Source organism: Saccharopolyspora spinosa NRRL 18395, assembly GCF_000194155.1.
Classification (GTDB): domain Bacteria; phylum Actinomycetota; class Actinomycetes; order Mycobacteriales; family Pseudonocardiaceae; genus Saccharopolyspora; species Saccharopolyspora spinosa.
In genome coordinates this window covers 2,485,976-2,510,756 of sequence record NZ_GL877878.1, presented here as the reverse complement: position 1 = coordinate 2,510,756, position 24,781 = coordinate 2,485,976, and the positions used below count along the sequence as shown (strand labels likewise).

Here is a 24,781-nt window from a genome sequence, read left to right as displayed (position 1 = left end):
GGTCAGTGGTCGGGGAGTTGACTTCCAGGATTTCCGACAGACCTCGTCGCCGGGCTACGAAAGGGCCGTCATGCATCCTTTGATCAGTACCGATGATCTCATGGTCGAGTTGCACCGGGAGTCGCCCCCGACCCTCCTTGATGTCCGGTGGTCGCTGCAGGGGCCGCCGGGGCGGGAGTCCTACGACGCGGGCCATCTGCCGGGTGCGGTTTTCGTCGATCTGGACACCGAACTGGCCGCCGAACCGGGTCCGGCGGGCCGTCATCCGCTGCCCGATCCGGGCGACCTGGAGACGGCGTTGCGCCGGGCAGGTGTCGACGGCGACCGGCCGGTGGTCGTCTACGACGCGGACAACGGTTCGGTTGCGGCCCGTGCTTGGTGGCTGCTGCGCTGGGCCGGGCACGAGTCGGTGGCGGTGCTCGACGGCGGCTACGCGGCCTGGGGGGAGGAGGGGCGGACCACCACCACGGACGTGCCGCACCCCGCAGAGGGCAGTTTCCGAGTCCGTCCGGGCTCGATGCCGGTGGTGGACGCGGACGCTGCGGCCCGGCTCGCCCAGGAGGGCACCCTGCTGGATGCTCGCGCGCCGGAACGCTACCGGGGCGACGTCGAGCCGGTTGATCCGCGCGCCGGTCACATCCCGGGCGCGCGGAACGCGCCGTTCGCCGCGCACACGGGGCAGTCCGGTCGGTGGCGTTCACCGGAGGAGCTGGCGAAGCATTTCGCGGACCTCGGGGTCGATACCGAGGGTCTGGTCGGGGCGTACTGCGGGTCGGGCGTGACTGCCTGCTCGGTCCTGCTCGCGCTGGAACACGCGGGCGTTTCCGATCCCGGGCGACCGGCAGTGCTGTACGCGGGTTCGTGGTCGAACTGGTCCGCGGATCCGGCCAGACCGGCCGCGACCGGATCGGAGGCCGGATGAAAGATCAAACCGCCTGGACGGGCGGGTGATCCGGGCCGCTGTGTTCGGCAACACAGTGCAGGTAGCGTCCGGGGCATGGGTTCTCAGTGCGCGGTCGTGTGGGACGAGTCCGTGCTCGGCTACGACCTGGGTGGACACCACCCGCTGCATCCGATCCGGCTGGAGCTGACCATGCGGTTGGCCCGTTCGCTCGGGGTCCTCGAAGGCGTCGAGATGATCAAGCCGGAGCCGGCCACCGATGCCGACCTGGAGCGGGTGCACACCGCCGAGTACATGGCGGCGGTGCGCTCCGCGCCGCTCGCGGGTTGGGAGGTCGGCCACGGCCTGGGCACCGACGACAACCCGATCTTCGACCGGATGCACGAGGCGTCCGCGTTGATCGCGGGTGCCTCGATCCGGGCGGCCGAGCAGATCGTGTTGGGCAAGGCCGACCGGGCGGTCAACATCGCGGGTGGGCTGCACCACGCGATGGCTGATCGCGCGGCGGGATTCTGCGTCTACAACGACTGCTCGGTGGCCATCGCGTGGATGCTGGAACAGGGTGTGGAACGCATCGCCTACCTCGACATCGACGTGCACCACGGGGACGGGGTGCAGGCGGCGTTCTACGACGACTCGCGGGTCATGACCATCTCGTTGCACCAGCACCCGCTGACGCTGTGGCCCGGCACCGGGTTCTCCACAGAGGTGGGCTCCGGCGCGGCCGACGGCACTGCCGTCAACATCCCGCTGCCGCCGGGGACGGGGGACGCCGACTGGCGGCGCGCCTTCCATGCGGTGGTGCCGTCGGTGCTCGAGGCGTTCCGGCCGCAGGTGCTGGTGACGCAGTGCGGTGCGGACGCGCACCGGGAGGATCCGCTGGCGGACCTGTCGATGACCGTCGATGGGCAGCGCGCGACCTATCAGAACCTGCGGGAGCTCGCGGACAGCTGCGCGGGCGGCAAGTGGCTGGCGCTCGGAGGTGGCGGCTACTCGCTGTTCCGGGTGGTGCCTCGGGCTTGGACGCACCTGTTGGCGACGTTGTTGAACCGGGACGTCGACCCGGCGACGACCATCCCGGAGGACTGGATCGCGCATGCGGTGCGGCTGGCGGACAACGTGCCGCTGCCGACTTCGATGACCGATGGGGCCGACCCGGCCTTCCAGCCGTGGTCGGGGGTCACCGCGTCCGCAGTGGACACCTCGATTCGCGACACGCGGCACGCGGTGTTTCCGTTGCATGGTCTGGATCCGGCCGACAGCCGGGACTGAGGAGTCCGAAGTGGACGGAGCAGTGCGGCGGCAGGAGGAAATCCGCCAGGAGCAGGACTACCCACGGCGGTGGGAGGCGGACGTGGTGCTGTCCGACGGCGGCACCGTGCACCTGCGGCCGATCGTCGAAGCCGATGCCGACAAGCTGGTGGCCTTCCACGGGCGGCTGAGCGACCGGACGAGGTACTACCGCTACTTCGGTCCCTACCCGCGGATGCCTCAGCGCGACGTGGAGCGCTTCACCCGCGTCGACTACGTCGACCGCGTGGCCCTGGTGGCGCTGCTCGGCGACGACATCGTGGCGGTGGGCCGCTACGACCGGCTCGGTGAGCACCAGTCCGCCGAGGTCGCGTTCGTGGTGCAGGACCAGCACCAGGGGCGCGGCCTGGGATCGATCTTGCTGGAGCACCTGGCCGCCGCAGCGCGCGAACGCGGGCTGCGGCGTTTCGTGGCCGAGGTGCTCGCCGAGAACTCGACCATGGTTCGGGTGTTCCGCGACGCCGGGTATCAGGTGAGCCGGGCCATGCAAGAGGGCGTGGTGCACCTGGAGTTCGACATCGACCCCACCGAGGAGTCGGTGGCTGTGGCCCGCGCCCGCGAGCAGGCCGCCGAGGCGCGCAGCGTGCACAACCTGCTGCGGCCCCGGTCGGTGGCGGTGATCGGTGCGTCCACCGATCACGCCAAGATCGGCCACGCGGTGCTGACCAACCTGCTCACCGCCGACTTCACCGGCCCGGTCTACCCGGTCAACCCGGAGCACCGCTCGGTGCGAGGGGTGCGCGCCTACGCCTCGGTGCTCGACATCCCCGACGAGGTCGATCTGGCGGTGGTGGCGATCCCGGCCGCCAGCGTGACCGGAGTGCTCGATGACTGCCTGGCCAAGGGCGTGAAAACCCTGGTCATCGTCAGCTCCGGGTTCAGCGAGACCGGCCCGGACGGTCGCGAGGTGGAACGCGAGATGGTGCAGGCGGCCCGCGTGCACGGTATGCGGGTGGTCGGTCCCAACGCACTGGGCGTGGTCAACACCGATCCGGAGTTCAGGTTGAACGCGAGCCTGGCGCCGCAGCTGCCCGGCCGCGGCCGCACCGGCTTCTTCTGCCAGTCCGGTGCGCTCGGGGTGGCGATCCTGGCCACCGCCACCGAGCGGGGGCTGGGGCTGTCGACGTTCGTCTCGGCGGGCAACCGCGCCGACGTGTCCGGCAACGACCTGCTGCAGTACTGGCAGACCGACCCGGCCACCGACGTCGTGCTGCTCTACCTGGAGTCCTTCGGCAACCCGCGCAAGTTCGGCCGGTTGGCGCGGCGGCTGACCCGCAGCAAACCGGTCGTGGTGGTGAAATCGGGCCGCAACGCGGTGCGCCTCGGCCTGGCGGCCACCTCGGTGCAGATCGATGAGGCCAGCGTGCAGGCGTTGTTCGAGCAGTCCGGTGTGATCCGAGTGGAGTCGGTTGCCCAGATGTTCGACGCCGCGCTGCTGCTGGCGCACCAGCCGCTGCCGCAGGGCGACCGGGTCGCGATCGTGGGCAACTCGTCGGCGCTGGGCATGATCGCCGCCGACGTGGCGCAGGCGCAGCAGCTGACGCTGGCCTGCGATCCGGTCGACGTGGGTGCGTCGGCGGGGCCGGAGGAATTCGCCGCCGCGGTGCGCGACGTCGCCTTGCGTTCGGATGTCGACGCGTTGGTGACGGTGTTCGCCCCGCCGGTCGCGGTTCCCGGCACCGCGTACGCCCGCGCCTTGCGCGAGGCGTTGCAGGAGGCCGGCGTCGCGCGTTCGAAGCCGGTGGTGACCACGTTCCTGGCAGCCGAAGGCGTACCGGACGAGCTCGTCGTTCCCGGCCCGGACGGCACGACCGGCAAGGGATCGGTGCCGTCCTACCCGAGCCCGGAGCGGTCGGTGTTGGCGCTCGCGCGGGTGACCCGGTACGCGAAATGGCGCGCCGCGCCGCAAGGCCACTTCGTGCGAGCACCGGAGATCGACGAGGACCGGGCGCGGTCGCTGGTCGATGGCTGGCTGGCCGCGGGAGTCACCGCGCTCAGCGACGACGAGGCAGTGCAGCTGCTCGGCTGCTACGGCATCCACGTTGTGTCGTTCCGGCTGGTCAGCGGGGTTGAAGCAGCCGCCGCGGCAGCCGAGGAGCTGGGTTATCCGGTGGCGCTGAAGTCGGCGAGCGACCAACTTCGGCACCGCAACGACCTGGTCGGCGTCCGCCTCGATCTAAGCAACGCCCACGCCGTGCGGGCGGCGTACGCCGACATCCAGCAAGTCTCGGGGCTAGACGAGGTTTACGTGCAGCGGATGGCACCGCGCGGGATCTCGTGCGTCATCGATCTGACGGACGACCCATCCTTCGGGACGCTGGTCTCGTTCGGGCTTTCCGGGGTGGCCAGCGAATTGCTCGGCGACAAGGCGTACCGCGCCCTCCCGCTGTCCGATGTGGACGTGTCCGCGCTGGTGCGCGCGCCGCGTACCGCACCGCTGCTCGCCGGGTACCGGGGCACCGAGCCGGCGGATCTCGCCGCTCTGGAGGACTTGGTCCTGCGGGTGGCGACGTTGGCCGAGGACTTGCCGGAGGTGCGCGACCTGGCGTTGCAGCCGGTGCTCGCCTCGCCGACGGGTGCGGTGGTCGCCGGTGCCAGGGTGGGTCTCGGGGCGTCGCCCGCGGCGTTGGACGCCGGGCCGCGTCGGCTTCGCTGACCACTCGACGAAGCCACGCGCTGTCCGAAACTGGCCGGTTCCATTAAGCTGGCGGCGTGGATCAGGACACCACCAAGGACAACGTTCAGAACGGTTCGGGTGACCGGGCCTCCTATGTGCTCGGGCACGTTTCGGCTGGTACTCACCGGATCACGGTGCGTGCCGTCCGGCAGGAAGATCCCGGTAGCCCGTTGGTGGTCCTGCTCCCCGCGATGGGAGTGCCGGCTCGGTACTACCGGCCTTTCATCGCCGATCTCCACCGGCAGGGCCTGGCGGTGGTGCTCTTCGACCTGCGAGGTCAGGGCGAGAGCAGGCCTCGGGCCGCCCGTGGCGTGCGGTTCGGCTACCAGAGCCTGATCGACGACGTGGACGCCGTGCTCGACCTCGTGGAGTCGGCCCTCCCGGAGGCACCGAGGTTCCTGCTCGGGCACAGCCTCGGTGGCCAAATCGCGTTGCTGCACACTGCGCGCCATCCCAACCGGGTACACGGGGTGGCGCTGGTGGCCTCCGGTTCGGTGTGGTTCCGGAGCTTTCCCGGGGTGCACAAGTTCCGCACGCTGTTCGTGACGCAGGCGGTGGCGACGGTGTCGGCGCTGCTCGGCTACTGGCCCGGCGAGCGGTTCGGCTTCGGTGGCCGTCAGGCGACGGACCTGATGCACGACTGGGCCCGGCAGGCCCGCACCGGCCGCTACCGGCTGAACGGTTCGACGACTGACTACGAGGCGGCGCTGCGGGAGCTGCGCCAACCGCTGCTGACCGTCAGCGTCGCAGGCGACGGGCTCGCACCGCAGTCCTCGGTGGACCACCTGGCCGCGAAGGCCCGGCGAGCACGACGCACCGCCAAGCACTACACCCGGTCCGCATCCGGTGCGGAGAACCTCGGCCACTTCGAATGGGTGCGCAACGGCGGCGAACTGTCCCGCTGGATCTCGGACTGGATCGCCAGCGCTCACGATTCCTCGGTCCACGCCTGACGCGCTGCTCCCGACCGCGCTTAAAAGCTCCACATGGGGGCCAATTCTGCCGAGTTGGTCCTGGGAGTTCTTCCATCGAGCCCCGACGATGGACCGCATGGCAAAGGAAACGACTGCGAAACCGCACGAGCGGTGTCGATCAATGAGGCGGCTGCGGCCCTGCCCGGCTCTTCCAACGGCACGAGCTGGCGGCCGTCAACGATGCGGTGGTCCGCCTCGCGCAGCTCGCGGGCGAGTGCCCCTGGACCCCGTGGACTACCACGGCGAGGACGAGTTCTTCCTGTGCTGGGACGGCACGTTACGCATCGAACTGAACGGGCGGGAATCCGTCGTGCTCAACGCAGGCGGCATCTTCGTGGCGCCGCGGGGCTTGATGCAGCGCCCGGTGTGCGACGGAACCGCCCACGCCTCCTGACCGAGCGCCCCGAGACCAAGCAGTACGGAAACTGCCGTCCAGAACGCCTTGGCGAGCAGTGGCGCGCCAAGGCAGTTCAGGCAGTATCAGCAGACGGAGTCGGTGGGCTTGGGGACGCCGAGCCCGAACAGCGGCCGCAACTTCAGGCCGATCCAGGTGCCGACCAGAGCCAGCAGACCCCAGGCCCAGCCGTGCAACGAGAACGAGGCGATTCCTGAGAAGTAGGCGCCGATGTTGCAGCCGTAGGCCAAGCGCGCGCCGTAACCCATCAGCAAACCACCGATCACGGCCGCCAGCACCACCTTCGCGGGCAGGCGCTTGGCGAGCACGAAGGCGCCGGACGCAGCCGATGCCATGAGTGCGCCGACGATGATCCCGAAGTTCAGCACGGAGGTGGAGTCGGCCAGCACCGGGCCGGCCAGGGACGCCGCCCGTTCCCCTTGCCAGCACGGCCAACTCGCCACGTCCGCACCCAGGGCCCGCAAGGCCTTCGAACCCCACAGCACGAACGCCGAGGTGATGCCCCACGGGCTGCCGCGGGTCAGCAGCACGGCGGCGTTGAGTACTGCGAGCAGCAACGCTCCGACCCACAGGGGCCACGAACCCCGCAGCACGCGCCACAGCCCGCGAGATTTCGGCGGTCGCCCGGCCGGAGGCGCGTTGTGCCGCCGTGCCCAACGCGTTGCGACGAAACCGATCGCGCCCAGGACGGCGAGTTGCACCACCAGCGCGCCGAAGTAGCCGAGACCGGTGTCCTCCGCGAGGGAGAACGAACCGAGGGTGATCGCATCGGACGTCCACATTGGAAGGTGCAAGGCGCCGAGCACCGAACCGCAGATGAAGAAGAAGAGCGTGACCACGAGCAGGGTGTTACCGCCACCGACCGCGAACAGCGTGCCCGATGCGCAAGCGCCCCCCAGCTGCATCCCGATGCCGAACAGAACCGCGTCGACGACGAGCCCGAGCCCGATCGGTGAGACGTTCCCCTCCGGCTCGGCGCCGAAGAACGTCACGCCGCCGGCCAGGATCGGAGCGAACAGGATCGACGTCGCGCCGAGCATCAGCAGGTGTGCCCGCACACCAGACGTCTGTCCAACTGAGACGAGTTGTCGCCAGGCGGAGGTGAAACCGAAGCGGGAGTGGAACAACGTCAGCCCGAGCGCGAGGCCCAGCCCCGCCAGCAATGCGGATTTCCCGCCGACCTCCGCAGCCGCAGCGACCACAAGCGCCACTGCCGCGATCGTCCCGACGGTCAGCGGAACCCACTGCGGCTCGTCCTGCGGCGCTTCTGGTGGTGCGGCAGCCGATGTGGCAGATGTGGCGGTGGTGGACATTCCTCACTCCCGGGGTAAGAAGGGATCCTGACGACGAAACCACGTGCCGGGAACCGATCACCAATGGTTCCGAAATGTGGGAAAGATGTGGATTCAATCCGGTGCCGATTCCGCGCAACCGCTCGCTCCGGTGCTTCCGTCCTTAGGGCATGAGACGCCTACACACCGCAGTGGGCGCAGGGGCTCTGCTCCTAGCGTTGGCAGCCTGCGCCCAACAGCCAGCCAATGAAGTGGGTTTCGGCGGTCAGCCCCCGGCTCCGCCCGGACCGGTGCAGCCGAAGCCGGAACAGGAGCGCGCGCCGGTCGCTGAGACGGCGGTCGACGTTTCGTCGCTGCCCAAGGGATATCCGAAGAAGGTATGGACACAGGACGATGGCACGGTCATCGTGGCGACCGGCCAGGAAGGCGGCTGCAGCAAGGTGCACGCCGAACTGGCCGAGCAGACCGCAGACCACGTGAAGGTGGTGCTGGTCGAGGAAACCCCGGAACCGCCGGGAATCTGCACTATGGATCTGCGCTACCCGCCGGTGGCGGTGCAGCTTGATGCGCCGCTGGACGCGCGAAAGGTCGTGCTGGAACAACGAGATGTCAAGGTTCCCCGCTGATCGGTGACCACGCGGTACCTGCCCATCGCGCCGATCGGTTGAGCTGAAACCGGTACTCCCGCAGGAGGTGGGGCTCCTGCGGGAGTACCGGCGTTGTCAGCGGCCGAAGGAGATCTGCAGGGTCGGCTTGGTGGAGTTGGCGAAGAAGTCGTTGCCCTTGTCGTCGACCACGACGAACGCGGGGAAGTCTTCGACCTCGATGCGCCACACCGCTTCCATACCGAGTTCGGGGTACTCCAGCACCTCGACCTTGCGGATGCAGTCCTGGGCCAGGCGCGCGGCGGGGCCGCCGATGGAACCGAGGTAGAAGCCACCGTGGGTGTGGCAGGACTCGGTCACCTTCGCCGACCGGTTGCCCTTGGCGAGCATGACCAGCGAGCCGCCCGCGGCCTGGAACTGCTCGACGTAGGCGTCCATGCGACCGGCGGTGGTGGGGCCGAACGAGCCGGAGGCGTAGCCCTCCGGAGTCTTGGCCGGGCCCGCGTAGTACACCGGGTGGTCGCGCAGGTAGTCGGGCATCGGCTCGCCGGCTTCCAGCCGCTCGGCGATCTTGGCGTGCGCGATGTCGCGCGCCACCACCAGCGGGCCGGTCAGCGACACCCGGGTCTTGACCGGCAGCTTGGACAGCTCCGCGCGGATCTCCGCCATCGGCTGGTTCAGGTCGATCTTGACGACCTCGTCGGAGAGCTGCTCGTCGACCACGTCCGGTAGGTAGCGGGCCGGGTCGCGTTCGAGCTGCTCCAGGAACACGCCCTCCGGGGTGATCTTGGCCTTGGCCTGGCGGTCCGCCGAGCAGGACACCGCGACACCAACCGGCAGTGAGGCGCCGTGCCGTGGCAGGCGGATCACCCGCACGTCGTGGCAGAAGTATTTGCCGCCGAACTGCGCGCCGATGCCGAACTGCCGGGTCATCTCCAGCACCTGCTGCTCCATCTCGACGTCGCGCAGGGCGTGCCCGGACGCCGAGCCCTCCTGCGGAAGTTCGTCGAGGTAGCGGGCGGAGGCGAGCTTGGCGACCTTGAGGTTGAACTCGGCGGACATGCCGCCGACGACGATCGCCAGGTGGTACGGCGGGCAGGCCGCGGTACCCAGCGAGCGCAGCTTCTCCTCCAGGAACCGGCCGAGCCGCGCCGGGTTCAGCAGCGCCTTGGTCTCCTGGTAAAGGAAGGTCTTGTTCGCGCTGCCGCCGCCCTTGGCCATGAACAGGAACTCGTAGGCGGGGTCGGTGCCGGGCTTGTTGTACAGCTCGATCTGCGCGGGCAGGTTGCTGCCGGTGTTGCGCTCGTCCCAGAAGTTCAGCGGCGCCATCTGGGAGTACCTCAGGTTGAGGTCCTGGTAGGCGTCGAAGACGCCCCGGGCCAGCGCCTCTTCGTCGCGGCCGCCGGTAAGGACGGTTTCGGTGCGCTTGCCGATGACGATGGCGGTGCCGGTGTCCTGGCACATCGGCAGCACGCCCCCAGCGGACACGCACGCGTTGCGCAGCAGGTCGGTGGCCACGAACCGGTCGTTGGGGCTGGCCTCCGGGTCCTCGACGATCGCGCGCAGCTGCGCCAGATGGGATGGGCGCAGCAGGTGCTGGATGTCCTTGATCGCCTCGGTTGCCAGGGCGGTGAGCGTGGTCGGCTCGACTTCGAGGAATCGTCGCCCGGCCGCCTCGACGACTCGGATCCCGTCCGTGGTTACCAGGCGGTAGTCGGTGTTATCGGGGCCGAGGGGGAGCACCTCGGTGAAATCGAACGTGGTGGTCACGTCGCGGCTCCTTTGCGCGCGTTCGGGTTACGCGATAACCAATAAAACCGCGCGGTCGATCTGCGCGTCCACGGGGGTGGCCCAGGTGTGACGGAGCGCCCGCCGAACGAGGCCCTGGCAGCGCGGCGGCGCACCTGCGAGGCTGTCCCGAGCATCGTCGCCGCACTCGGACGCGGTACCTGAGCAACGGAGGTTGCCTTGTCGACGACAGATCCCCTCGACGCGCTGGTAAACCTGCGTGACCTGGGCGGGCAGCCCACCGGCGACGGTGTGGCGACCCAGGCGGGCGTGGTGTACCGCAGCGACGCTCCGCACGCCGGCGACCGGGATCCGGTGGACTTGTCGCCGTGGCCGCCGAAGGTCGTGGTGGACCTCCGCGATTCGGTGGAGACGGGTGACGAGGAACACCCGCTGGCGGCGGTGGCCACGGTGCACAGCGTGCCGTTGCTGGAGGAGGCACGGAACGGGGATGTGGAACTCGACGAAGCCGCCCACGAGCTGACGGCGCTGTACCAGTCGATCGTCCAGGGCGCGCCGAAGAAGCTGGTCGAGGTGTTTCGCATCGTCCTGGACGCCGACGGTCCGGTGCTGATTCACTGCGCGGCGGGCAAAGACCGCACGGGGGTGGTCTCGGCGATGTTGCTGAGCGCGGTGGGGGTTCGCCGCGATGCGATCGTGGCTGACTACGTGCGCACCGACCGGAACATGCTCCGAGTTCTGCAACGCTTGGACGCGGTGCCGGCCTTGCCGCCGGGGGTGGACGAGGAGATGGTCCGCGAGCTCCTGTCGACGCCGACGGAGGCGATCGAGAGCGTCCTGAACACCTTCGCCGAACACGAAGGCGGAGCGAGGGGCTGGCTCCGAGCCCACGGGGCCTCGAACGAAGAACTGGACCGCTGGCAGACCAAGTTCACCGACTGACGGCTCCGAGACCAGCGACTTCAACCAGCGTTGTGGCAGGGGGACGAAAAGGTCGGGAGGCCGGACCCGCCCGAATGACGAGTCCGCCCTCCCGGGGTAAGCGGCGGAATCCGCAAAAGACCAAGAAAACCGACCGGAAAAGGGGGTGAAGAACGATGTTCCCGCCCCAACCCGACAAGGTCAAAGAGCCATCCGGGTGTACCAGTTCCCCGAACCAACAACACCAACGAGAAGAAGTGCCGAGACACCCGCCAAAACCGACAAGGAGCCAGGCCCCAAGTCCGGACCGCCGAACCCGAATCCACCGAGCCACGAAGGTTCCGGAAATCTGAAGCTCCGGCCCCCTGACCCTCGAAGGTTCGGAACTAGGGCTGCTCGGTGAGCAGACCGGAAACGCTCACGGACGTTAGGAGCCGTTCCGAGGCGACCACCGCACCGTAGGGGTCTGCGCGGGGTTGGCCCCCGCAAAATCATCCTGACCGCGCCGTGGTCCGCGCTTTGTGCGGACACACGGCGCCCCAAAACGCGTGGTCAGCTCGCGTACGCGCGCAACCGGTCGGCGCGGTCGCCCTGGCGCAGCTTGGCCATGACTTCCCGCTCGATCTGCCGGACCCGCTCGCGGGACAGCCCGAACGCCTTGCCGATCTGGTCCAGGGTGCGCGGCTGGCCGTCGTCGAGGCCGTAGCGCATCCGGATCACCGCCTGCTCGCGCTCTTCCAGCGTGGCCAGCACGCGGCGGAGGTCGTCCTGCAGGAACCCGGAGATCACCGCGTTCTCGGCATCGGCGGATTCGGAGTCCTCGATGAAGTCGCCGAGCGGCGCGTCCTCCTCGGCCCCGACCGGCATGTCCAGGCTGACCGGGTCACGTGAGTGGTCCATCAGGTCGAGGATCTTCTCCACCGGGATGCCGGCTTCTGCGGAGAGCTCTTCGTCCGTGGCTTCGCGGCCGAGCTTCTGGTGCAGGTCGCGCTTGATCCGGGCCAGCTTGTTGACCTGCTCGACCAGGTGGACGGGCAACCGGATGGTGCGGCTCTGGTCGGCCATGCCGCGGGTGATGGCCTGCCGGATCCACCAGGTCGCGTACGTGGAGAACTTGTAACCCTTGGTGTAGTCGAACTTCTCCACCGCGCGGATGAGGCCGAGGTTGCCCTCCTGGATGAGGTCCAGACCGCGGCCGGTGTAGCGCTTGGCCAGGCTCACGACCAGGCGGAGGTTCGCCTCCATGAGGTGGTTCTTCGCCCGGCGGCCGTCGCGGACCACGGCGCCGAGGTCGGAGCGCCGCTCAGGGGAGAGGTTCTTGCTGGTCTCGAGCAGGTGCTTGGCGAAGACCCCGGCCTCGATCCGCTTGGCGAGGTCGACCTCTTCCTGTGCGGTGAGCAGCGCGGTGCGCCCGATGCCGTTGAGGTAGACGCGCACCAGGTCGGCCGATGGGCCCTGGGTGTCCAGGTCTTCGGCGACGGCGACGTCTGGCTTGGTGGTCTGCGGGACGGTCATGAGCTCCCTCCCTGACGGGCTGGCTTGGCGGGCGCGAATCACACCTGCGCGCCGTTGCGCGGTGTGGAAGACGCGTACGCTCGGTTGTACGAGCCCCGCGTCGACGTCTTCTCCGGTGCTGCCGATCGGTGCGTTGGTCACCTGTCGGCATGGCCGTCGAAGCTGCGTTACCTGGAAAACGACCGGCGTGCCGAATTCGTTCCCGAAGTTGTCGTTGGTGAGACGTCATGGCGGTCACATCCGTTGCGCCGCCAGCCTGAGGATTTGCTGAGAGCTCTCGTTACGTTTAGGCCTCAACCAAAAGGGTGAACGGCCCGTCGTTCGCGCTCTCCACCGACATCATCGCGCCGAACACCCCGGTGGCGACCTTCGCGCCCCGCTCGCGCAGCTCGGCCACGACCGCCGTTACCAGCGGTTCCGCCTGTTCGGGCCGGGCCGCCTCGGTCCAGGACGGGCGGCGGCCCTTCTTGGTCGAGCCGTAGAGCGTGAACTGGCTGACGACGAGCAGCGGTGCCCCGGTCGTGGCGCAGGACTCCTCGTCGCGCAGCGCCCGGATCTCGTGCAGTTTACGGGCCATTTTTACGACTTCCTGATGCCCGTCGGAATGCGTCACGCCCAGTAGCACCAACAGCCCGGGTTCTTCGATCTTGCCGACCACGACGCCGTCGACAGTTACCGAGGCGCGAGTGACCCGGGTGACGATTGCTCTCATTGTTCACCGCCCGCCCATTCCGCCGGCAGCAGCATTCCGTGCCGGACGAGTTCGCGCACCATCGGGATCGCGGCCCGGGTCAGTTCCTCGGAGTCTTCGCCGTAGCCGATCGCGAGCAGTTCTAGGAGTTCGCCGAGTGGCAGCGCCCCTCGGCACCCGGCGAGCAGCCGCACGCCCAGCTCGTCGATCTCGTGCTGCCAGCCCGGCCCGTCGGTGCGGTGCAGCCGGTGCACCAGCGGGTGCCAGCCTTCGTCACCTGGTTCGGAGACGGCTTCCAGCACGGTGCTGTCCGCGGTGACCAGGCGGGCGGTCAGCAGCGCCTCGGCGGAGTCGTGCGCGCGCAGCCAGTCGACCCGGCGCAGCCACTGGTCCGATTCCGGGCCTAGCGGATCGTCGAAGGCGTGCCGGAGGTCCTCGCACACGACCTCGCCACGCGCGTCGGTGCGGCGGAGGGTGACGAACCCGAAGCCGATCCCGATCACCTCGTTCACCTCGAACCAGTCCAGCCACTCGGCGGCTTTCTGCAGGCCTTGCGGCGAGCGCAGGTCGTATCCGGCGTCGCGCAGCCAGGTGCCCACATAGAGGGCGGGGTCGGCGACGTCGCGCTGCACGAACCAGGCGTCCACGCCGGCGCCCGGCGGCAGCCAGCGGGATACCCGGTCCTGCCAGTCCTCGCCGTCCCGGTGCAGCCAGGAGGCCAGCAGCTGGCCGGTGCCGCTCTCGGCGAGGAAGCCGGGGAGTTGGCGCACGACGAGCGCGCTCGCATCGTCACCGGCCAGCCCCGAGTCGCGGTAGGTGAAGTCGGTGCGCGGCGGGCCGACCACGAACGGTGGGTTGCACACGACCTGGTCGAACTTGCGGCCCCGCACCGGGTCGAACCACTCGCCTTCGGAGAGTTCGGCGTCGATGCGATTGAGCCGGAACGTCGCCTCGGCCAGCGCCAACGCCCGCTTGGACACGTCTGTCGCGGTGATCCGCTGTGCGTGCGTGCTCGCGTGCAGGGCCTGCACACCACAACCCGTGCCGAGGTCGAGCACGGAGCCCACCGGCCGCCGAGAGGTCGCCCGGACCAGGCTCAGCGACGCGTGCCCAACGCCGAGCACGTGGTCGGCCTCCACAGGACGCCCGCCGCGCAGGTCCGAGTCCAGGTCCGAGACCACCCACCACGACTCGTCGTTGACGCCGTGCGGACGGACGTCGAGCCCTGCGCGCAGCCCGTCGCCGTCGTCGACGAGCAGCCCGGCGGCCGTTGCCTCGGAAAGCGGCAGCGGAGCCAGCGCGGCTTCAACGGCGGCCGGCGACTCGGCCTGGCCGAGCAGGAACAACCGCACGAGGGTGCCGAGCGCGCCAGCGTCGGTGGTCGCGCGCAGCGCGGGAACGGGCTCGCCGCGGCCCAGCGCGGCATGCGCCTCGGGACCGAGGAGTTCCACGACGCCGTCGGCGTCGTACCCGGCGGACTGGAAGGCGTCGCGAAGTCGATCGATGCGGTCAGGGGAGAGGTCTGGAATCACGCCCCGATCCTCACACGACCACCCGTTCGTGCGGCTGGGAGCACCCGCCCCGCGGAGCTCGGGAAATTCGATCGCGCCCGTCTCCTCTTCTGCGCGACCATGACTGGATGAGACCTGCGGTCGGCGCCGCGCTCGTGCGGTGCGGTGAATGCGGTGGCCATGAGTACAGCGGCGCACCCGATTGCGGCCGGTGCCGGGCGCTGGTCGACGACATCGTCGAGGACGAGTGGCGGCGCTTCCGCGCCGACTGGGGGGACGAATCGGAGACCGAGGTCGCCGGACTGGTGGTGGCCGAGCCCGACCGGCACGACTGGCGGGTGGTGGACGCCGCGCTCGACCGGATCACCTGCGATGAGTGTGGACAACGGCTCAGCAGCGGGCCGGTGGACTGCGCCGCGTGCAACCTGGCCCACGGTTTTCGGTACGCCGCCATCGAGACCGACCGGCCAGGTGTTCAGCCGCTCAACGAGCACGCGGTCCGCGTGAACGTGTCGGTCGTCCGCCGGCCGCAGGTGACGTCGGCGAAGGAACTGCTGGCCCGGCGCCTGATGCTCCCGGTGGTGCTGGTCGGCTTCCTACCGACGACAGCGGAGGCCCAGCGGATGAGCGCGCTGATCAAGGGAGGAGCCGCGCCGGGTCGGGTAGTCGAACTGATCGACGGCTGGCTCGGAACGCAGGGCCCGGGAAAGCCAGCCTCCGACGCCACCCGCGCACCACTGGGGTAGACCAGCCAGCCCCGGTCTCGTGCTTTACGGACCCCGTTCCAGACTCAGGGGCGGCGACCGGAGCTGCTGCGAGTGCATCTCGCCGCCCAGCGACTTCGCGTAGAACCCGGCCAATGCATCCGCGTCGTGGCAGTCGATCGCGAGAACCACTCGACGGGCGCGGCGGCACGACGTTGGCTCAGACGCAGCGACGAAGTGTAGGCAGTCAACACACGTCCTGACGGTGTTTTCGAGTGCGTGCGACGATGTGCCCATGCCGAAAACGCTGCACCTCACCGGCGATGCCGAAGCGGACAAGCTCCTGTCCGATGACTCGTTCGCCCTGCTGGTCGGGATGATGCTTGATCAGCAGATCGCCATGGAAATCGCGTTCGCGGGGCCGAAGAAGATCGCCGACCGGATGGGCGGGTTCAGCGTCGCCAAGATCGCGGAGTCCGACCTCGACGACTTCGTCGAGCTGTGCGTGCAGAAGCCCGCGATCCACCGCTACGGCGGGTCGATGGGGCGGCGGGTGCACGCATTGGCTCAGTACATCCTCGAGAACTACGACGGCCGCACCGACGCCATCTGGACCGAGGGCGATCCGGACGGTAGGGAGGTCCTGAAGCGGCTCAAGGCGCTGCCCGGGTTCGGCGACCAGAAGGCGCGGATCTTCCTCGCCCTGCTGGGCAAGCAGCGCGGCGTCGAGCCGACCGGGTGGCGCGAGGCAGCCGGTGCCTACGGTGACGCGGACGCCCGCCGCTCGATCGCCGACGTCGTCGACGATCAGTCTCTCGCAGAGGTGCGCGCCTGGAAGAAGGAGCAGAAGGCCGCGGCCAAGGCAGCCAAGGGCTAGGCGTCGATGGACGAGCGCAGGTTGGTGCGGATCTCGAAGTACTTGGCCAAGCACCTGCGGCACCAGCCCGAGCGGATCGGGCTCGAGCTGGACGAGCACGGCTGGGTGGCTGTCGACGTGCTGCTCGCGGCGGCCGCCTCGCACAGGTTCCCGATCTCGCGTGCGGAGCTGGTACAGGTCGTCGATGCCAACGACAAGCAGCGGTACGCCATCGAGGGCGACCGGATCAGGGCCAGCCAGGGACATTCGGTCGCGGTGGACCTCGACCTACCGGTGACCGAACCACCTGCGCTGCTGTTCCACGGCACGATCTCGCGCAACCTGGCGGGCATCCGCACCGAGGGGTTGCGGCCGATGAACCGGCATCACGTCCACCTCTCGGTCGATCGCGAGACCGCGAAGCATGTCGGCGCGCGGCGGGGGCGGCCGGTTGTGTTGACCGTGGACGCCGCCGGGATGCACGCGAGCGGGCACGAGTTCCGGGTCAGTGCGAACGGCGTCTGGCTGGTGGATCACGTCCTGCCCGAGTTCATCCGCTATCCGGACTGACACGGCGGCGGCACTACGGGCGGTAACCGGATAACGCCCGGCAACGTCAACGCGGAACCCATGACAGGGCCAGTGACCGCACCGGCCCTTCGCACTGGGGGATCGCCTATGACTCGCTACGCCGTCGTCGCCGCATTGCCGGGCCTGATGTTCGCGATAGGCGCCTGCAGCACCGCACCGCCGAAGTTGCTACCGCCGCCCGTCGCGCCGTTGGTGAGCCCGTTGCCGAGGAAGATGTCGTCTTTGGTGCCGCTCCCGTCGCCGGTAGCCGACCGCAGGCCGAACCCGGTCGGCCTCACTTGCGAGCCAGATGCCGCGCCGCGATTCGACGACCCGGACAACCCGAACGCCATCACGAACAAGGCCTGCGGCTATGTCAGCGGGAACGGCAATGCGCGCTCGAGCGATCCGTGGATCGACGACCAACTGCAGGCCACGCGGGGCGAGCCGGCGTTCGGGGCGGATCCCTGCGCCGGGCTGACCTACGAGCAGTGCCACGGCATCCAGGACCCGCCGGTGGGTTCCACGCCGGCGGAGCTGGCCAGCCCGCCCGCCACGTTGACCACGACACCGACGGCACCGACGGGGACCAGCGTCCCCACCAGCTCGCCGCCCGCGGAGACGACTTCGGGATCGCCGACCGACTCCAGGTCGCCTACAACGACTGGATCGCCCACGACGTCCGATGCGCCGACCACCTCTGGTTCAGGGCCCACCACGACAGGTCGTCCAACCACTGGCTGAACGCCGGATTCGCCCGGGATCAGGCCGCCGCGGCGGCGCCGGGGCTCTGGTAACGGTCGACGTACTCCTGGCCGGAAAGCTCGGCGATGGCGTACATGATCTCGTCGGTGATCGAGCGCAGCACCGGCAATGAACCCTCCATTCCGGCATAGCGGGCGAAATCCAGCGGGTCGCCGAAGCGGACGGTCACCGGGTGCAGCCGGGGCAGCTTCTTGCCCCGCGGCTGGAGTTTGTCCGTTCCGGTCAACGCGACGGGCACCACCGGAGCGCCGGTGCTCAGCGTTAGCCGTGCCACGCCGGTCCGCCCCCGGTACAGCCGCCCGTCGGGCGAGCGGGTGCCCTCCGGGTGGATGCCGAACGCGCCGCCGTCGCGGAGCACCTGCTCCGCAGCTTCGAGGGCCTCCTTCGCCGCGCGGCCGCGCCCGCGCTCCACCGGGATCGCGCCGAGTGAGCCGAACAGCCACTTGGTCAGCGAGCCCTTGAAGCCGGTGCCCTCGAAGTACTCGGCCTTGGCCAGGAACGCCACCGGGCGCGGCAGCACCAGCGGCACGATGAAGCTGTCGAGCACGGCGAGGTGGTTCGGGGCCAGGATCACCGGTCCAGTCGTGGGCACCTTGTCGGCGTCGATCACGGTCGGCCGGTAGATCGTCCGTGTCACCGCACCCACGACCCGCTTGCTCACCGCGTACAGCATTCGTCCTCCCGCGCCGTTGATCCCGATCGAATCTAACCCGGCGAGGTTTCGGCGTTGCGTCCTACCGGTCAACCTCTGGGGCAGGCCGATCGCTGGCGTGGCGGTGATCGCGAACCCGGGGTATCGGCGGAGGCGATCGGGTGGGAGCATGAAACGCGGAGGTAGCGTCGTGAACAGCTCACATCGTGACGACACCCCGGTGCTGATCACCGAGGCACAGCCGTCCTACGACGATCAGCAGGCGAAGCGTCGCCGCAGGTACGCGATTATGATGGCCAGCCGCATCCCGTGTCTGGTCATCGCCGCAGTGGTGTTCCAGTTGTGGCAGTTGTGGTGGTTGTCACTGATCATCCTGGCGATTTCCATCCCGTTGCCGTGGATGGCGGTGCTCATCGCCAACGACCGCCCGGCGAAGAAGCGCGAGCACGTGAACCGGTTCCGCCGCTCGCGGCACTCGATCGAATCCCGCAGCCACCAGGTCATCGACGGCGCCTGAGAGCCGCGCCCGGCCGGTCGGCGACATGCAGCGGTGCCGTGCGGCATCATTGGGGGCATGAGCACGATGACGATGCCGGAGACCGATACCCGGACCGAGACCACTGATCAGACCAGTGACGACCGGCCGGAGATGTTCCACTACGTGCAGAAGGACAAGATCGCCGAGAGTGCGGTCATGGGCACGATGGTGGTCGCGCTGTGCGGAGAGGTCTTCCCCGTCACGAAGTCGCCGAAGCCGGGCTCGCCGGTCTGCCCGGACTGCAAGGAGATCTTCGAGTCCCTGCCTCCGGGCGGCAAGGACTGAACCAAGGACCATCGCGCGGCGGCGCTCAGCCGCCGTGCGGTTCGGCCTGCTTGTCGTTCGGTTGCTTCGGCAGCGGGACGCCGTTCCGCGGCGGCTCCGCGGTAGGTTTCGGCTTCTCGTCGCCCTCTTCGGCCTGGCCGTTGCGCCACGCGCGGTAGCCCTCTTCGGTGTGCATCCGCTGCGCGAGTCGCTTCATCTCCAGGCGCCGCCACCGCCGGCGCTCCCGGCGGGTCATCTTCGCCGGCCACATCTCCTGGATCGCGTTGTTGAACTGCGCGCCCATGATGATCGCCAGCCCGATGAAGAACGCGAACAGCAGGAACGCGATCGGGGTGGCCAGCGCGCCGTAGGTGTAGCCGGTGCTGGTCACCCACGTGATGTAGAGCCGCAGACCAATGCTGGCGCACAGGAAGATCGCCATCGCCAGCAGCGCGCCGGGCAGGCCGCGGTGCCACGGCAGCTTCCGCGGTAGCGCCACCTTGTACAGCGTCGCGAGCGCGACCACGAGGCCGACGGCGGTCGCCGGGTAGTAGAACGCCTGGACCAGCCAGGCTATGTCGTCCTGGAGGTCCTGCGGGAAGATCGTCGGCAGCCAGTCCGGGCCCAGCGCGACCACCGGCAGCCCGACCACCGCGACGACCAGGCACACCAGGTACAGCAGCAGCGCGAAGATCCGCTGCCACACGCTGTTGCGCACCAGGTACTGGTCGTAGGCGAGGGTGATCGAGTCGACCAGCGACGCCAGCGCCGAAGAACCCGCCCACAGCGAGATCACGAAGCCGACCGAGACTATCTCGCTGCGACCCTTGGTCAGGATGTCGGCGACCGTGGGGCCGATGATCTGGTCCACCACGTTCGCCGTGAAGACGCTGCGGGAGAAGGCGAGGATCTTGTCGTGCACGGCGTCGACGATCGTGGGACCGAACCAGTCGCCGACGAAGCCGAGGCTGCCCAGCAGCCCGAGCAGCAGTGGTGGCATGGACAGCGTCTGCCAGAACGCGGCGGCCGCCGATTCCGAGAAGATGTTGTCCCACCACGCCTTGTCGAGCGTGCGCATGACCAGACGCAGTGGCCCACGCCGCACCGGGACTTCCCGTGGCGCGACGGTCGCACTGCGTCCCCGGTGGTCTTGTGGACTCGGCTGACGCATGGCACCCATAAGGATGCTTCATCGGCTGCGGCTGCGGGCGTCGGCCCGCCAAAACCACCGGGACCACGGAGTGTTGTGCAGGTCTCCTCCGGCCAATCCCGTATTGCCCGGACTCGAAAGGTAAGCTGCACGACGGCCCGCTTCGAGTTGATCGACGCCCATCGCGCGTGCGGGCGGCCGCGGGGCTGTGCAGTGGCGCGCCCTCGCCATTCAGCAGGGGAGACAGAAGGAAGGAGCGGCGAGCCGGCGTGTCCGAAGCGCAACTCGACTATTCCGTTCGATCCGTGCTCAGCGACCCCTCACAGGCTCCTTCCCGGCCACTGCGCGCCTGGCAGCGGCGAGCCCTCACCAAGTACCTGTCGAGCAAGCCGCAGGACTTCCTGGCGGTCGCGACGCCGGGCGCGGGCAAGACGACTTTCGGGCTGCGGGTCGCCGCGGAGCTCCTGGCCGACCGCACGGTCGAAGCGGTGACCGTGGTGGCTCCCACCGAGCACCTCAAGCACCAGTGGGCGTTGGCCGCTGGCGGCGCGGGCATCCCGCTGGACTCCAACTTCCGCAACAGCGACGGCATCACCTCCAGCGACTACCGCGGCGTCGTGGTGACCTACGCGCAGGTCGCGGCGCATTCGACGCTGCACCGGGTGCGCACCGAACGTCGCAAGACGCTGGTGATCCTCGATGAGGTGCACCACGCGGGCGACGCGAAGTCCTGGGGCGATGCGATCCGGGAGGCGTTCACCCCGGCCGTGCGGCGCCTGTCGTTGACCGGTACCCCGTTCCGCAGCGACGACTCGCCCATCCCGTTCATCGGCTACGAACCCGACGCCGACGGCTCGCTGCGCAGCCGCCCGGACCACTCCTACGGCTACTCCGACGCCCTCAACGACGGCGTCGTCCGGCCGGTGCTGTTCCTGGCGTACTCCGGCGAGGCCCGGTGGCGCACCAACGCAGGCGACGAGTTCAGCGCCCGCCTGGGCGAGCCGCTGACCGCCGAGCAGACCGCGCGGGCCTGGCGGACCGCCCTGGACCCGGCGGGGGAGTGGATCCCGACGGTGCTGCAGGCTGCCGACACCCGGTTGACGCAGCTGCGCAAGGGCGGCATCCCGGACGCCGGTGGCCTGGTGATCGCCACTGACCACGTCACGGCCAAGGCCTACGCGAAGACCCTGCACAGGCTTACCGGGCACGACCCGGTGGTGGTGCTCTCCGACGACCCGCAGGCGTCCGGGCGCATTGCCGGGTTCGCCGAGTCCGAGGACCGCTGGATGGTCGCGGTCCGCATGGTCAGCGAAGGCGTTGACGTGCCGCGGCTGGCGGTCGGCGTCTACGCCACGAGCGCCTCGACGCCGCTGTACTTCGCGCAGGCAGTGGGCCGGTTCGTGCGGTCCCGGCGGCCGGGCGAGACGGCGAGCATCTTCCTGCCGAGCGTCCCCGTGCTGCTTGAGCTGGCCAGCCAGCTGGAAGCGCAGCGGGACCACGTGCTCGGCAAGCCGCACCGGGAGAAGGACGGCTGGGACGACGAGCTGCTGGCCGCGGCCAACAGCAAGCGCGACGAGCCCGGCGAGGACGAGAAGGCGTTCACCTCGCTGGGCGCCGAGGCCGAGCTGGACCAGGTGATCTACGACGGGTCGTCGTTCGGCACGGCCGCGTTCAGCACCAGCGAGGAGGAGCAGGACTACCTCGGGCTGCCCGGCCTGCTGGAACCCGACCAGGTGCGTGCGCTGCTGCGGCAGCGCCAAGAGCAGCAGTTGGAGGACGTCGGCAAGCGCGAGGCGGTGGCGAAGGCGGCGAAGGCCGCTGAGCAGGCCGAGCAGCGCGTGCGGCCGCAGACCGTGCAGGAGCGGTTGCAGAAGCTCCGCAAGGAGCTGAACACGCTCGTGTCGCTGCACCACCACCGTACCCGGAAGCCGCACGGCAAGATCTACAACGAGCTGCAGAAGACCTGCGGCGGACCACCCACCGCGATGGCCACGGTCGAACAGCTCGAAGAGCGCATCGCCACCCTGCGTTCCTGGTGACCGCTCGGGCAGTGGACCCGAATGGTGCAGCGGTGATCTGTTCGGTCACCGACTTTGGTCTCATAGGGTCGGGGCATGGCTTTTGACGTGGAGAAGATCCGGGCGCAGTATCCGGCGTTGGCGGACGGTCGGGCGTGGCTGGACGGCGCTGCGGGCACCCAGGTCCCGCAGCCGGTGATCGACGCGGTCAGCGACGCTTACCGGGTCGGGATGTCCAACGTGGGCGGCCCGTACGAGTCCAGCCGCCGCGCCGGCGGGATCGTCGCGGAGGCGCGGGCGTCAGTCGCCGACCTGGTGGGTGCCTCGGACCCCGCGTGCGTGGTATTCGGCCCGAGCATGACCGCCCTGACTTACCGGTTCGCCGCCGTGCTGGCCGCCGCTTGGCGGCCCGGCGACGAGATCGTGGTGACGCAGCTGGACCACGACGCCAACGTGCGCCCCTGGGTACAGCACGCGCAGCGGGCGGGTGCGGCCGTGCGGATGGCGGAGCTGGACCCCGCGACGGGCGAGCTGCCCGCCGACCACGTCACCAGCCTCATCGGCGAGCGCACCAAACTGGTCGCCGTCACGGCGGCCTCGAATGTGCTGGGCACCATGCCTGACCTGCAAGCGATCACCGACCGGGCCCGGCAGGTCGGCGCCCTGTCCTACGTCGACGGGGTCCAGCACTGCCCGCACGCCCATGTGCGCCTGGCCGACCTGGGCGCCGACTTCTACGCGACCAGTGCCTACAAGTGGGCGGGGCCGCACCTGGCTGCCGTGGTCGCCGCCGACCCGTGGTCGCTGGAGAACCTGCACCCGGACAAGCTCACGCCCTCGCCGGACACCTCGCCGGAGCGGTTCGAGCTCGGCACCAACCCGTTCGCCGCGTTGGCCGGGGTGGTGGCCGCCGTGGAGCACCTGGCGGGGCTGGATTCCGACGCCGACGGCAGCCGGACCGAGCGGCTGGCGGTCTCCCGCCGCTCAGTGCAGGCCCACGAGGACGAACTGGCCCGGGCGCTGTTCGACGGGCTCGCCGCGCTGGACGGGGTGGTTCGCTACGGCGCTCCGGAGGGCGCATGCACTCCCACGGCGTTCTTCGGGCTCCCGGGGAAGGAACCTGCGGCCGTCGCGGAGCAGCTCGCCGAGCGCGGTCTGAACGTCTCCTTCGGGCATTCGTACGCCTGGGAGGCGGTGCACGCGCTCGGCATCGGCCCGAAGGGCGGCGTGCGGGCCAGCCTGTCGCACTACACGAGCCGGTCGGAGGTGCAACGACTGCTCGACGCGCTGGCCGAAATCGCCGGCTGAGAACGAGCGTTTCCGCAAGTAGTCGATCGCGAGTGCTGCTGGGCACGATGGCACCGGAAAGCGCTCGCGTGGCCTGACCATGCGGAACCCCTGCAAGTACGACCGGGCCCCCGCAGGGAACCTGCGGGGGCCCGGTGTTCGGTCTGACGGGTTCTTACTGCTCGTCCTGCTGGAGGTCGGCCTGCACCTCGCGCAGCCCGGCCTCGTACGCACGGGCGTGATGCCCGCAGAACAGAAGCTCGCCACCGGATGGCAATACGGCGCGAAGCTTCGCAGCGGCCCCGCAGCGGTCGCAGCGGTCGGCGGCGGTCAGCTCGGGGCGGGTGAGCGTTCCCGGCATCGTCATCTCCCTCCGTCCCGGCGTCGGAATCACCCGACGCCCTCGATCCTGCTACGACCACCGTTGGCCCACTGGTTGTGGGAGCGGTGCTCGTTTGCTCCACTCTTCCAGACGCTTCAGCCCCAGTCAGTGTTCCCGCGCCGGGTGGCGACGGTCGTCACCATGAAGTACCCGGTTGTAGCAGCACCGCTCGCGGAGCGTGATCAACATCGCGGGGAGCCTTGTGACATGCGGAAATAACGCCTGGTGGGGCCGGTTTTCGGAAGTCGATGCCGATCAGGAACCGGAAATTTGGTGTTTCAGATCACATATCGGACGCTGGTCTGCGGCCGCCGGTTCCGCTGGAAGCGAACAGGAAATCCCACCAGGCGGACGGTTTTTCGACGCGGAAGTGCCCCCGACGGCCCTCTCCGGTGTCTCCAGCGACAGTTCGGGCACCCCGCGCGACGGCGCGATCAAGCGATGTGCCGCGCCTGGTAGCTCTCGGTCGTGCGCCGCGGCCCACCGCCGGGCGGTCGGGCCGTGCTGGACAGCGGCGCCCAGCGCAGATCATCCAACCGGGATCGAATCCGCGCCGACGGCATGCTGCACTTCGTGATCAGATCGCACGGTCCCGACGAGGCTGTCCGAGCTGGCGCGGAGGTCGGCTCAGCGGGCCCCGGGCCAGTCGAGGATGACGGTCTGCCCCGGGTCTCTGACGGTCCCGGCCGTCGAGCCCGAGGTGCCGATTCCGGCGCTGCCAGAGGTCCCCGGCGTGCCGGTGGTGCCGGACGGGGCGGAGCGGAGCTCGAGCGGCTTCACCTGGTCGGTCAGCACGGGCGGCGAAGCCGGTGGTTCCGCTGCGGTGGGCACCCGTGCGGGGAGCGCGGCGCCGGCCCCCAGCAGCACGGCCAGCGCTGCAAATGAGGTGAGCGCGAGGACGAGGAACCGAACGGACATGATGCGCACCCCCTCGTGCGGCTGCCTCTTGAGGTTCGGTTTCCCCAGGATGGGCTCCCGCGCCCGGATGGACGCGGGCAGAACGTCCCGAGCTGATTCGGGCACCCCAAACGAC

Annotated in this window: 25 protein-coding genes; 14 read left to right on the top strand and 11 right to left on the bottom strand. The window is 69.4% G+C overall.

Going from position 1 to position 24,781, the window contains the following annotated elements; all coding sequences use genetic code 11:
- Positions 1–70 precede the first annotated feature (70 nt).
- From SSPN_RS0112600 to SSPN_RS57645, 5 genes are all read left to right on the top strand, one after another.
- Positions 71–922: a sulfurtransferase gene (locus SSPN_RS0112600; protein ID WP_029535260.1), complete on the top strand. Its 852-nt coding sequence runs from the start codon at positions 71–73 to the stop codon at positions 920–922.
- 75 nt (positions 923–997) lie between these two features.
- The gene (locus SSPN_RS0112595) at positions 998–2,173 is read left to right on the top strand and encodes an acetoin utilization protein AcuC (protein ID WP_010695177.1); all 1,176 of its coding nucleotides are present in this window, start codon (positions 998–1,000) and stop codon (positions 2,171–2,173) included.
- Positions 2,142–4,868, top strand: coding sequence for a bifunctional acetate--CoA ligase family protein/GNAT family N-acetyltransferase (locus SSPN_RS0112590; RefSeq protein ID WP_010695175.1), 2,727 nt, complete (start codon positions 2,142–2,144; stop codon positions 4,866–4,868). Before SSPN_RS0112595 ends, SSPN_RS0112590 begins: the two co-directional genes overlap by 32 nt.
- Before the next feature lie 56 nt (positions 4,869–4,924).
- The gene (locus tag SSPN_RS0112585) at positions 4,925–5,842 is read left to right on the top strand and encodes an alpha/beta hydrolase family protein (protein ID WP_010695173.1); all 918 of its coding nucleotides are present in this window, start codon (positions 4,925–4,927) and stop codon (positions 5,840–5,842) included.
- Positions 5,843–6,077: 235 nt separating this feature from the next.
- Positions 6,078–6,257 (top strand): cupin domain-containing protein, encoded by a 180-nt coding sequence (locus SSPN_RS57645; protein ID WP_063713920.1) that lies wholly within the window; start codon positions 6,078–6,080, stop codon positions 6,255–6,257.
- 86 nt (positions 6,258–6,343) lie between these two features.
- On the opposite strand, the gene SSPN_RS0112575 is transcribed toward SSPN_RS57645, so the two are convergent.
- A complete protein-coding gene (locus SSPN_RS0112575; RefSeq protein WP_010695169.1) occupies positions 6,344–7,591 on the bottom strand; it encodes a YeeE/YedE family protein in 1,248 nt (415 codons plus the stop codon).
- A 269-nt stretch (positions 7,592–7,860) separates the two neighbouring features.
- Between SSPN_RS0112575 and SSPN_RS0112570 the strand changes: the two genes are divergently transcribed.
- On the top strand, positions 7,861–8,196 hold the full coding sequence (locus SSPN_RS0112570) for a hypothetical protein (protein ID WP_010695167.1): 336 nt from the start codon (positions 7,861–7,863) through the stop codon (positions 8,194–8,196).
- Between the two features lie 96 nt (positions 8,197–8,292).
- Here the strand turns inward: SSPN_RS0112570 and SSPN_RS0112565 are convergent, their stop codons facing one another.
- Positions 8,293–9,945 (bottom strand): fumarate hydratase, encoded by a 1,653-nt coding sequence (locus SSPN_RS0112565; protein WP_010695165.1) that lies wholly within the window; start codon positions 9,943–9,945, stop codon positions 8,293–8,295.
- Between the two features lie 198 nt (positions 9,946–10,143).
- Between SSPN_RS0112565 and SSPN_RS0112560 the strand changes: the two genes are divergently transcribed.
- Positions 10,144–10,866: a tyrosine-protein phosphatase gene (locus tag SSPN_RS0112560; RefSeq protein WP_010695163.1), complete on the top strand. Its 723-nt coding sequence runs from the start codon at positions 10,144–10,146 to the stop codon at positions 10,864–10,866.
- 531 nt (positions 10,867–11,397) lie between these two features.
- Here SSPN_RS0112560 and SSPN_RS0112555 read toward each other — a convergent pair.
- From SSPN_RS0112555 to SSPN_RS0112545, 3 genes are all read right to left on the bottom strand, one after another.
- Entirely contained in the window at positions 11,398–12,360 is a 963-nt protein-coding gene (locus SSPN_RS0112555; protein ID WP_010695161.1) for a sigma-70 family RNA polymerase sigma factor, read from the bottom strand.
- A gap of 286 nt (positions 12,361–12,646) precedes the next feature.
- Positions 12,647–13,072 carry a D-aminoacyl-tRNA deacylase gene (gene dtd, locus SSPN_RS0112550; RefSeq protein WP_010695155.1) on the bottom strand — a complete coding sequence of 142 codons (426 nt, stop codon included), beginning with the start codon at positions 13,070–13,072 and terminating at the stop codon, positions 12,647–12,649.
- Positions 13,069–14,583 (bottom strand): DUF7782 domain-containing protein, encoded by a 1,515-nt coding sequence (locus SSPN_RS0112545; protein ID WP_010695153.1) that lies wholly within the window; start codon positions 14,581–14,583, stop codon positions 13,069–13,071. The genes dtd and SSPN_RS0112545 overlap by 4 nt, the downstream gene beginning before the upstream one ends.
- Positions 14,584–14,690: 107 nt before the next feature.
- Here SSPN_RS0112545 and SSPN_RS0112540 point away from each other — a divergent pair, with 107 nt between their 5' ends.
- From SSPN_RS0112540 to SSPN_RS0112525, 3 genes are all read left to right on the top strand, one after another.
- Complete coding sequence (locus SSPN_RS0112540; protein ID WP_010695148.1) at positions 14,691–15,308, top strand: hypothetical protein; 618 nt, start codon at positions 14,691–14,693, stop codon at positions 15,306–15,308.
- A gap of 253 nt (positions 15,309–15,561) precedes the next feature.
- Positions 15,562–16,143 carry an HhH-GPD-type base excision DNA repair protein gene (locus tag SSPN_RS0112530; RefSeq protein WP_010695049.1) on the top strand — a complete coding sequence of 194 codons (582 nt, stop codon included), beginning with the start codon at positions 15,562–15,564 and terminating at the stop codon, positions 16,141–16,143.
- A 6-nt stretch (positions 16,144–16,149) separates the two neighbouring features.
- A complete protein-coding gene (locus tag SSPN_RS0112525; protein WP_029535257.1) occupies positions 16,150–16,692 on the top strand; it encodes an RNA 2'-phosphotransferase in 543 nt (180 codons plus the stop codon).
- Between the two features lie 116 nt (positions 16,693–16,808).
- On the opposite strand, the gene SSPN_RS43595 is transcribed toward SSPN_RS0112525, so the two are convergent.
- The 3 genes from SSPN_RS43595 to SSPN_RS0112510 form a co-directional block, all read right to left on the bottom strand.
- Positions 16,809–16,991: a hypothetical protein gene (locus tag SSPN_RS43595; RefSeq protein ID WP_029535256.1), complete on the bottom strand. Its 183-nt coding sequence runs from the start codon at positions 16,989–16,991 to the stop codon at positions 16,809–16,811.
- A 183-nt stretch (positions 16,992–17,174) separates the two neighbouring features.
- Positions 17,175–17,411, bottom strand: a complete 237-nt coding sequence (locus SSPN_RS54625) for a hypothetical protein (protein ID WP_143539514.1) — start codon at positions 17,409–17,411, stop codon at positions 17,175–17,177.
- Positions 17,412–17,455: 44 nt separating this feature from the next.
- Positions 17,456–18,130, bottom strand: coding sequence for a lysophospholipid acyltransferase family protein (locus tag SSPN_RS0112510; protein ID WP_010695043.1), 675 nt, complete (start codon positions 18,128–18,130; stop codon positions 17,456–17,458).
- Positions 18,131–18,278: 148 nt separating this feature from the next.
- On the opposite strand from SSPN_RS0112510, the gene SSPN_RS0112505 reads away from it, so the two are divergent.
- A complete protein-coding gene (locus SSPN_RS0112505) occupies positions 18,279–18,626 on the top strand; it encodes a DUF3099 domain-containing protein (protein WP_044572876.1) in 348 nt (115 codons plus the stop codon).
- A 57-nt stretch (positions 18,627–18,683) separates the two neighbouring features.
- Positions 18,684–18,932 carry a DUF3039 domain-containing protein gene (locus tag SSPN_RS0112500; protein ID WP_029535255.1) on the top strand — a complete coding sequence of 83 codons (249 nt, stop codon included), beginning with the start codon at positions 18,684–18,686 and terminating at the stop codon, positions 18,930–18,932.
- A 25-nt stretch (positions 18,933–18,957) separates the two neighbouring features.
- Here SSPN_RS0112500 and SSPN_RS43590 read toward each other — a convergent pair whose 3' ends face one another.
- Positions 18,958–19,989 (bottom strand): YihY/virulence factor BrkB family protein, encoded by a 1,032-nt coding sequence (locus SSPN_RS43590; protein WP_237710639.1) that lies wholly within the window; start codon positions 19,987–19,989, stop codon positions 18,958–18,960.
- Between the two features lie 341 nt (positions 19,990–20,330).
- Between SSPN_RS43590 and SSPN_RS0112490 the strand changes: the two genes are divergently transcribed.
- Entirely contained in the window at positions 20,331–22,100 is a 1,770-nt protein-coding gene (locus tag SSPN_RS0112490; protein WP_010695039.1) for a DEAD/DEAH box helicase, read from the top strand.
- Between the two features lie 75 nt (positions 22,101–22,175).
- The gene (locus tag SSPN_RS0112485) at positions 22,176–23,387 is read left to right on the top strand and encodes a cysteine desulfurase-like protein (protein WP_029535254.1); all 1,212 of its coding nucleotides are present in this window, start codon (positions 22,176–22,178) and stop codon (positions 23,385–23,387) included.
- 154 nt (positions 23,388–23,541) lie between these two features.
- On the opposite strand, the gene SSPN_RS0112480 is transcribed toward SSPN_RS0112485, so the two are convergent.
- Positions 23,542–23,733 (bottom strand): DUF7455 domain-containing protein, encoded by a 192-nt coding sequence (locus tag SSPN_RS0112480; protein WP_010695037.1) that lies wholly within the window; start codon positions 23,731–23,733, stop codon positions 23,542–23,544.
- Between the two features lie 642 nt (positions 23,734–24,375).
- The gene (locus tag SSPN_RS0112475; RefSeq protein WP_143539515.1) at positions 24,376–24,666 is read right to left on the bottom strand and encodes a hypothetical protein; all 291 of its coding nucleotides are present in this window, start codon (positions 24,664–24,666) and stop codon (positions 24,376–24,378) included.
- Positions 24,667–24,781: the final 115 nt, after the last annotated feature.

Excerpts from the sequence above, each read along its gene's own strand:
- SSPN_RS0112480 (WP_010695037.1), bottom strand. The coding sequence starts at position 23,733 with ATGACGATGCCGGGAACGCTCACCCGCCCCGAGCTGACCGCCGCCGAC.
- SSPN_RS0112600 (WP_029535260.1), top strand. The coding sequence starts at position 71 with ATGCATCCTTTGATCAGTACCGATGATCTCATGGTCGAGTTGCACCGG.
- SSPN_RS0112505 (WP_044572876.1), top strand. The coding sequence starts at position 18,279 with ATGAAACGCGGAGGTAGCGTCGTGAACAGCTCACATCGTGACGACACC.
- SSPN_RS0112530 (WP_010695049.1), top strand. The coding sequence starts at position 15,562 with ATGCCGAAAACGCTGCACCTCACCGGCGATGCCGAAGCGGACAAGCTC.
- SSPN_RS0112500 (WP_029535255.1), top strand. The coding sequence starts at position 18,684 with ATGAGCACGATGACGATGCCGGAGACCGATACCCGGACCGAGACCACT.
- SSPN_RS0112590 (WP_010695175.1), top strand. The coding sequence starts at position 2,142 with ATGGTCTGGATCCGGCCGACAGCCGGGACTGAGGAGTCCGAAGTGGAC.
- SSPN_RS0112540 (WP_010695148.1), top strand. The coding sequence starts at position 14,691 with ATGAGACCTGCGGTCGGCGCCGCGCTCGTGCGGTGCGGTGAATGCGGT.
- SSPN_RS0112475 (WP_143539515.1), bottom strand. The coding sequence starts at position 24,666 with ATGTCCGTTCGGTTCCTCGTCCTCGCGCTCACCTCATTTGCAGCGCTG.
- SSPN_RS0112485 (WP_029535254.1), top strand. The coding sequence starts at position 22,176 with ATGGCTTTTGACGTGGAGAAGATCCGGGCGCAGTATCCGGCGTTGGCG.
- SSPN_RS0112525 (WP_029535257.1), top strand. The coding sequence starts at position 16,150 with ATGGACGAGCGCAGGTTGGTGCGGATCTCGAAGTACTTGGCCAAGCAC.
- SSPN_RS0112575 (WP_010695169.1), bottom strand. The coding sequence starts at position 7,591 with ATGTCCACCACCGCCACATCTGCCACATCGGCTGCCGCACCACCAGAA.
- SSPN_RS0112555 (WP_010695161.1), bottom strand. The coding sequence starts at position 12,360 with ATGACCGTCCCGCAGACCACCAAGCCAGACGTCGCCGTCGCCGAAGAC.
- SSPN_RS0112595 (WP_010695177.1), top strand. The coding sequence starts at position 998 with ATGGGTTCTCAGTGCGCGGTCGTGTGGGACGAGTCCGTGCTCGGCTAC.
- SSPN_RS43590 (WP_237710639.1), bottom strand. The coding sequence starts at position 19,989 with ATGCGCACGCTCGACAAGGCGTGGTGGGACAACATCTTCTCGGAATCG.
- dtd (WP_010695155.1), bottom strand. The coding sequence starts at position 13,072 with ATGAGAGCAATCGTCACCCGGGTCACTCGCGCCTCGGTAACTGTCGAC.
- SSPN_RS0112510 (WP_010695043.1), bottom strand. The coding sequence starts at position 18,130 with ATGCTGTACGCGGTGAGCAAGCGGGTCGTGGGTGCGGTGACACGGACG.